The sequence below is a fragment of the Nocardia sp. NPDC051787 genome, assembly GCF_040681325.1.
Classification (GTDB): Bacteria; Actinomycetota; Actinomycetes; order Mycobacteriales; family Mycobacteriaceae; genus Nocardia.
Map to the genome: position 1 here is coordinate 15,006 of NZ_JBFAYO010000020.1, position 6,434 is coordinate 21,439.

The following is a 6,434-nucleotide window of genomic DNA, read 5'->3' on the forward strand; positions in this document are numbered from 1 at the left end:
GCCCGTGCCGCCAGCTGTGAAATCAGCCGATGCGCGTATCTGTCCAGTTTCGCCGCCGGCAGCGCGAGATCCGCACTCCCGCAGTCGAATCCGGTGGGCAGGTATTCCGCTTCCCCACAAATATCGTCTCGGCCACGGTGAACGCGGCATCCGGTCTGGCAAATGTCGACGTACCCGCGTATGACGTACTGTATGGATGCGCCATCCCGACCACACCACTGGCCGAACGTTCCGCACCGCCCAGCACCATTGCCGAACCGCGGGCCTTCCGGGCGGCCTCATGAGTCCGCCATGTGTAAGAGGTTCACGCATGGCGGAATTTCAACTGCCCTTGTACAGCGGCGCCCACCTGGCACCGCTGACACCCAGCACACCCTCCGACGGCCGCCGCTACCGGCGGCGATACATGTCAGTCGTAGGTGGGATCACGAACTACTGCCGGAGGCTAGACGCCGAAGGGGTGGCAGGTGGCCACGGCCTCGGCGAAGTAGGGCCACTTGATCTTGACGAAGGTGTTGCGCCCATAGATGCCGTCGGCGGCGGTACCCGCATTCTTCTGGGCAGTGATCAAGGCATCTCTGGTCCTGGGGCCGAATTGGCCGTCAATGGACAGATTGTGACCGTAGCACTGCTTCAACGCGACCTGGAGGGCTTTGACGGCGTCACCCGAGTCGCCCTGGCGCAGTGTGCAGCCGCCGCCGTCCGTCGGCACGTTGGCGACTCGGCCGTTTCGGTCTTCGTGGTGGAAGGTGTGGCGGCAAGCGTCGGCTGCGTGCGCGGGCGCCGCAGTGATCACGCTCAGCACGGTGCCGCTCAGCAGGGCGGCGGCGATGGACGCGGCCGCCTTGGTGCGCATGTTTCCCATGGTCCCTCATTCTCGTTCCTGGGGCATTCGGATAGTTACTACCGCAATCGATAGTCCGGGCGGTCCGGCCGTTCCCCGGCAGGATCGGTTCCGTTACCAATATCGTCACAACCGAGGTGAACGAAACGCTCGGAAGGGATTTCGGTCGAGTCTTTACGGTGTCTTTGGAAAGATCGGGTTCCATATGGATGCCGAAACTCAAGGGACCGTAAAATCGGCGTCGCAGATCCATATGAATCCATCGGCTGGAGGTGCGGCCGGACGGTTCGAGATGTGGCCCACCTCGATCGGGTATGGACCTCAAAGAGATGTAAAGAACGTCCTGCGGGCTCGGATCGACGCTGACACTGTGCCGCCGCACGACCGACCCGCCTGTAGCGCCAATCGACGCTGCGCCCACCCCAAGTCACCGGACCTGGTCGGGGCCGTGGATCATATTGTGGCACAACACAATCGACTGCACACCGTCGCAATTGGCAACCACCTGACGGGCTGGCCGACACGGCCCCGAAACCGACATCGACGTGGAAAGTTGGGCAGGCAGCGGCTACTTCACGCCAGAACACGCCAACCGGCGTCCCGGACCGGCCCGAAGCCACCTGGTGGATTGAGGTCAAAGCTCATCTCGAGGTGTTGATGTAGTGCTCGGAATTTACGAAGATTTGAGCATGGCGACCGGTTCGTGGCGAGGTGAAACTTCGGTACATTGAGTCCAATGGACGGACTTTGGCCAATACTGGATGGAGCGGGTAGATCATGAACCAGGTGAACCAGGATGCGGATGTCGTCTCCGTGGCACAAACGGAGTTCGTCGACGCGCTCGACGGGTTCCTCGCGGACGTACGAGCATTCTCGAACGCGGTTGAGGACGCCGGATACGGCTGGGGAGGAAGGGCGAGGGATGCGGCGGTCGGCAAAGGAATCTCCATGCGCGACGACGGCGAGGGCATCATTGCCCTGGCAACCGATCTGGTTGAGATGCTGGGGATATCGAAAAATGACCTGATCGCGACCGAGGAAGAGAACGAGCAAACCTACACAACCCTCGTCTGACAGCGTCGGGGAAGGAAAAACGATATGCATTACGACCGCGGGGTATTCGATTCGCTGGATTCCGATCTTGCCAAGGTGGTGGGCAGCAACGAGGCGAATACCGAACGATTCCTCAATGCGGCAAAAACGGTGGCTTACGACGCTTGGGCTGATACCGACATGGCCGAAAAATTCTTTGCCAAGGCCATGGAGATGGTGAAACGCTTCGAACACATGAAAGATCAAGTCGTAAATTACCAGACTGCGGCGTCGACGACCTGCGAAAATGCTTTCGAAACCCAACGCCATATTGTCAGCAGGTGGTGTTGACGAGATCTGCCCGGCATAACCGCACCTCCGGCGCTGGACAGTTTGCAGATCACGGAGCTGCCGCGGGAAGCGGCGGCACATGATGAGAAGCTGGCATCTCACCGGGCTGGAATTTGCGGCGCTGTGGGAGGACATGCGAGAGTCGGGGCAACTGCCCAGGCCTTTCATATTCACGTGCCGGATACCGGTGTATCGAGACTATCTCGAGGCAAAGCGGGCGGCGGGAGCAGCGGTGCGGGACCGGCTCGGTGGCGAATTCGAGGAGGTGCTCGATGTCGTGGCCAGACCTGATATCCGGATCGTAGTCAACGGCGTGAATCTCGCCGCGGACGGGGCGAAAACCCGGGTGCACGCGGCGCGCCGGGGGAGTGACGGGTACTTGCTGGAGCAGGTCTGGGGTGAGCCCGGCGAACACGGTGGCGAATTCATCGTGCGGGAATACGGGGTGGTGGAACTCGGCGCGGCTGTGGTGGAACGGATACCCGACGCCGAGCCCGGCAGGCTCGGTGCAATCGACCTGTCCGGTCGTGTCGACGAGGGCATGGACCATGAATACGGCCAGTCCCTGGTCAGTGAGCCGACCGAAGACCAAGCCCGGTACCGGGCCGAGCAATTTCTGCGGGCACCGGTCACGACCATCGGCACTATCTTTGTCGGCCAAGGAGTTTCGAGATTCGGGCCACGACACGCGGCTCGCCGGGTGCTCGAGTGGCGCGATCTGCGCGATGACGGCAGGTATGTCATCGCAGGGCAAGGACATCCGATGGCTTTCGGTGTGGACGCCCGAGGCTTGACCGCCCGTATCGACAGCGAGCTCGCCGAAGTGGTCCGGGCGATCAAGGACGAACGTCGTTGATTCTCAGACAGTGCTAGGACAAAGACAGGTGACCGTTCCCGGTGCGGCGGCGACAGCTGGCGTGGACGCCCGAGCGCGGCAGAGAACGGGCAGGAGAATGACCAATGGCTGGCGGAGAGGACGAACAGTCGGCCGGGACCGGGGAGGAAGCGACCGATCCGGTGTATGTCAGTCCCGAGGACCTCGGTTTGACGGGAACCGAGGACGGTGGGACCGATCCTGCCACCACCGCGGTGAGCTGGGATGGGCTGCAGGACGCAGTCTCCAGCGGCAAATTGAAGCTGGACAATGGCGTCGCCTATAAGACGGCGGCACTGTATCGCGACATTTACTATGATGTGACCGCGGTGAAGTCGTACGGAGAAAAGAACGCATTCGTCGATCTGGCGCTCTCACCGCTGCCCGAGGGCGCACCTCTTTCGGAGAAGCTCTCGGCAAGAACTGTGGAATTCCTTGGAATCGTGGACCAGGTGCTGGAGCGACTGCAATCGGGATTCGAAACTCTCGTGGACGCGGGAAAGGCCTTCGATAGGGCGGACGCCGACTCGCAGAAATTGTTCGATGGCCTGGGTCTGTCGGAGTATTCGGAGTATTCTACGCCGCCTTCGATGCCAACGGGAGGTGCCTTGGCCGGTGATTCGTACGACTCCTTACCGCAGAACCCGCACTTCTCGGACAATGCGTATATTCCCGAGCCCTCGGTTGATTACGGGAAGGGTGTGGCAGCGTACCCGAAAATTCTGGGTGCGAGTATCACATTCGAGAGCCCATTTTTGTATGATCTCGACAATCATGCCGAAGGTATGGAGTTATGGTATAAAATGGCGTCGTTGGGAGAGTATCTCAAGACCTACAATATCTCCGACTACTTGTTCAATCTGGCCCGCACCTGGCAGCAGTTGGGCACAGTGCTTTCCGAGACCTTTTCCGACTTTCGGAGTCGAGCTACCACCCTGACCAATGAGGATTGGGAGGGGGATTCGAAGGACGTTTGGATGGCTACCCTCATGAAGGATGTCAATGACGTCCAGAATATCCAGCCGGCGACCGAGGCGATGCGTGATCTCGGCACCTATATGGCGTACTGGATGAGGGCAACCGGGGAGGCGATGCCGACTCTCAACGAACTGAGTGAAGTAACCGTCGCATCGGAAGCGGACTGGGAACAGGTGAAAGAGTTCGTCAGAGAAGATCGCGACGCCATGGTAGCAAACTACACCAGTAAAATGGAGATAGCGGATTCCAGTTTTCCCGACCTCGCCGAACTGATCGCTTTGATGAATGATGTAGGTGCAGAACGCTACACCGGGCTCGAGTTGAAGGCGTATGATGATTTATTGGATTCCCTCGGACTTGATCCCGATGACATACTCGGTGGTGGTTCGGATTCCTCGGCCTTCACCCCTGCCGCATTGGCATCGCCCGCCTCGGACTATTCTTCCACCACACCCGGCTACCCGTCCTACACCGACGACCTCGCTGCCCAGCAAAAGGAATGGGCTCGGGCGCAGCGAGAGGCCGCACAGCAACAGGCGCTGCAATCGGCGCTCCAGCAGGGTATCGGCGCCGCCCAGCAGGCCCTGGATCAGGGTATGAGGCTGGCTCAGCGAGCGGCGGAATCCGCTGCGCAGTCGATGGCGCCGTCGACGCTGCCTTCGGTTCCCAGCAGCCTCGATTCGGCCGAGACGTCGGCCTTCGAACCGAGCGCCCTGGGTGGTGCGGGAAGCGCCGGAGTTGGCAGTGGCACTGGTGCCGGTACGCCGAAGGGGACCTACGATGCTTCGAGACTGTTTCCCCGGGCAGGTCTGGCTCCCGGCGCCACGGCATCTCTTACTGCCGGCACGCCGATGGCGGGTATGCCGATGGCCGGTGTCCCTGGCGCGCCGGGGGCCGCTGGTGCCCCCGGTGCTGGTGCTCGGCCTGGGCAAGACAGTAAGCATGAGCGCGCCAAGTACCTGGATCGCGCCGACAATATCGATGAGGCGCTGGGCGACGCGCCCGACATGACGAGGCCGGTGGTGGGCGACGGTTCGATCCGGCCTGGTTCGGGACAGTCGTCGGCGGGGGCCGTGGCCACGCCTGCCCAGGAGCGCTCGTCGGCGCCTGCGGCTCCGGCAACCGGCCGTAGGCAGGTACCGCCGTCGCAGCGGACAGTGTCGCTATCGGACCAATGACGGGGTAGCTTGCCGGGTGTTGCCGTCGGCTTCGATTGAGCGCATAGAGATTTGATGTTTTCTTGAGGCGGGATGGTGGCTGATTCGTGAAATGATTGCTGCGCAGATTTATCGGCGGCTGTGGTGGGTGAGGAGAACGGGATGACCGGGGAACTGAACGTTGATCCCGACGAGGTGCGAGCTGTTGGCAAGCGTTTGCAGCGTGTGGGTCACGACATGATCTCCATCGCCGAACGATTCCTCGCCGACACGGCTGCCTATGACTGGGTCTGGGGAGAAGATAAATACAGCAAGCAGATCGAATACGGGGACAACGGTTATCGACCGTCGCGCGAGAGTCTTGCTGACGTCGATCGGTCGAGGGGTGAGTTGACCGTCGAGTACGGGACCGGTTTGGAAGACTCCGCATCCGCGCTGGAGCAGACCGAGGCGGACAACGCGGAACTGTTCAGGTGACAAGCGTGCGGTGACCGCACGCGTCGCGAGACGGCAACCTTATCTGTGTCGAGGACGGGAGGATACGTATGGCGAACCAGGCAGCCAAGGAACAGCTTGCCGCCCTGATGGATTCGTTTCGCTCGGACATGCAGACGCTGCAGCAGATGCAGCAACAACGAGCGCGTCTGTCGGCCTCTGCCTCGGCCGCCCAAGGACGGGTCACCGTGACCGTCGATGCCGATGGCATTCCGGCGAATATCGAATTCTCGTCCCGCATAGGCACATTGAGCTACCCGGAGATCGCGGAGGCGGTGCTGTCCGCCGCCCGCGACGCCGCGGTCCAGGTGCGGCAACAGTCGGCGGATCTGGTGAAGTCGATGCAGGACCCGCAGAATCTGCCCAACCTGTCCGATTTCCTGCCTGGCGCCCCCGACCTGACGGCTCTGATTCCCGATCCGCCGACGGCGCTGCTCACGCCGCCGGAAACCGACACCGCGCCAGGCGAAGACGACGAACAACTGGTGTTCACCAATGTGGTGGAGTTGCCACCCGCTCCGGATTGGGGAGTTCGCGACAGCGGCTGGCACGGTGATCCTGCGGCTGATCCGGAACCGCAGTCCATCGACTCCGATGATGACCTCGAGCAGCTCGCAACTTCGGATTCGGAGGTCACCGATCGCGGCTGGTGAATCCGGGCCGATCGCTTCCGGATTCCGGCCGTGCACGGTGAGTCGCGTGT

7 protein-coding genes are annotated in these 6,434 nt (G+C 61.5%); 6 read left to right on the forward strand and 1 reads right to left on the reverse strand.

What is annotated here, in order from left to right; all coding sequences use genetic code 11:
• Positions 1-445: 445 nt before the first annotated feature.
• Positions 446-865 carry a peptidoglycan-binding domain-containing protein gene (locus AB0M45_RS21710; protein WP_364331912.1) on the reverse strand — a complete coding sequence of 140 codons (420 nt, stop codon included), beginning with the start codon at positions 863-865 and terminating at the stop codon, positions 446-448.
• Positions 866-1,621: 756 nt separating this feature from the next.
• On the opposite strand from AB0M45_RS21710, the gene AB0M45_RS21715 reads away from it, so the two are divergent.
• The 6 genes from AB0M45_RS21715 (at position 1,622) to AB0M45_RS21740 (ending at position 6,384) form a co-directional block, all read left to right on the forward strand.
• Positions 1,622-1,918 carry a hypothetical protein gene (locus AB0M45_RS21715; RefSeq protein WP_364331915.1) on the forward strand — a complete coding sequence of 99 codons (297 nt, stop codon included), beginning with the start codon at positions 1,622-1,624 and terminating at the stop codon, positions 1,916-1,918.
• Positions 1,919-1,942: 24 nt separating this feature from the next.
• Entirely contained in the window at positions 1,943-2,227 is a 285-nt protein-coding gene (locus AB0M45_RS21720; protein ID WP_364331918.1) for a hypothetical protein, read from the forward strand.
• 82 nt (positions 2,228-2,309) lie between these two features.
• Positions 2,310-3,083 carry an ESX secretion-associated protein EspG gene (locus AB0M45_RS21725; protein WP_364331998.1) on the forward strand — a complete coding sequence of 258 codons (774 nt, stop codon included), beginning with the start codon at positions 2,310-2,312 and terminating at the stop codon, positions 3,081-3,083.
• 104 nt (positions 3,084-3,187) lie between these two features.
• Positions 3,188-5,257: a hypothetical protein gene (locus AB0M45_RS21730; RefSeq protein ID WP_364331921.1), complete on the forward strand. Its 2,070-nt coding sequence runs from the start codon at positions 3,188-3,190 to the stop codon at positions 5,255-5,257.
• A 141-nt stretch (positions 5,258-5,398) separates the two neighbouring features.
• Positions 5,399-5,713, forward strand: coding sequence for a hypothetical protein (locus AB0M45_RS21735; RefSeq protein ID WP_364331925.1), 315 nt, complete (start codon positions 5,399-5,401; stop codon positions 5,711-5,713).
• Positions 5,714-5,781: 68 nt separating this feature from the next.
• Entirely contained in the window at positions 5,782-6,384 is a 603-nt protein-coding gene (locus AB0M45_RS21740) for a YbaB/EbfC family nucleoid-associated protein (protein ID WP_364331928.1), read from the forward strand.
• Positions 6,385-6,434: the final 50 nt, after the last annotated feature.

Excerpts from the sequence above, each read along its gene's own strand:
- AB0M45_RS21730 (WP_364331921.1), top strand. The coding sequence starts at position 3,188 with ATGGCTGGCGGAGAGGACGAACAGTCGGCCGGGACCGGGGAGGAAGCG.
- AB0M45_RS21740 (WP_364331928.1), top strand. The coding sequence starts at position 5,782 with ATGGCGAACCAGGCAGCCAAGGAACAGCTTGCCGCCCTGATGGATTCG.
- AB0M45_RS21720 (WP_364331918.1), top strand. The coding sequence starts at position 1,943 with ATGCATTACGACCGCGGGGTATTCGATTCGCTGGATTCCGATCTTGCC.
- AB0M45_RS21715 (WP_364331915.1), top strand. The coding sequence starts at position 1,622 with ATGAACCAGGTGAACCAGGATGCGGATGTCGTCTCCGTGGCACAAACG.
- AB0M45_RS21710 (WP_364331912.1), bottom strand. The coding sequence starts at position 865 with ATGGGAAACATGCGCACCAAGGCGGCCGCGTCCATCGCCGCCGCCCTG.
- AB0M45_RS21725 (WP_364331998.1), top strand. The coding sequence starts at position 2,310 with ATGAGAAGCTGGCATCTCACCGGGCTGGAATTTGCGGCGCTGTGGGAG.
- AB0M45_RS21735 (WP_364331925.1), top strand. The coding sequence starts at position 5,399 with ATGACCGGGGAACTGAACGTTGATCCCGACGAGGTGCGAGCTGTTGGC.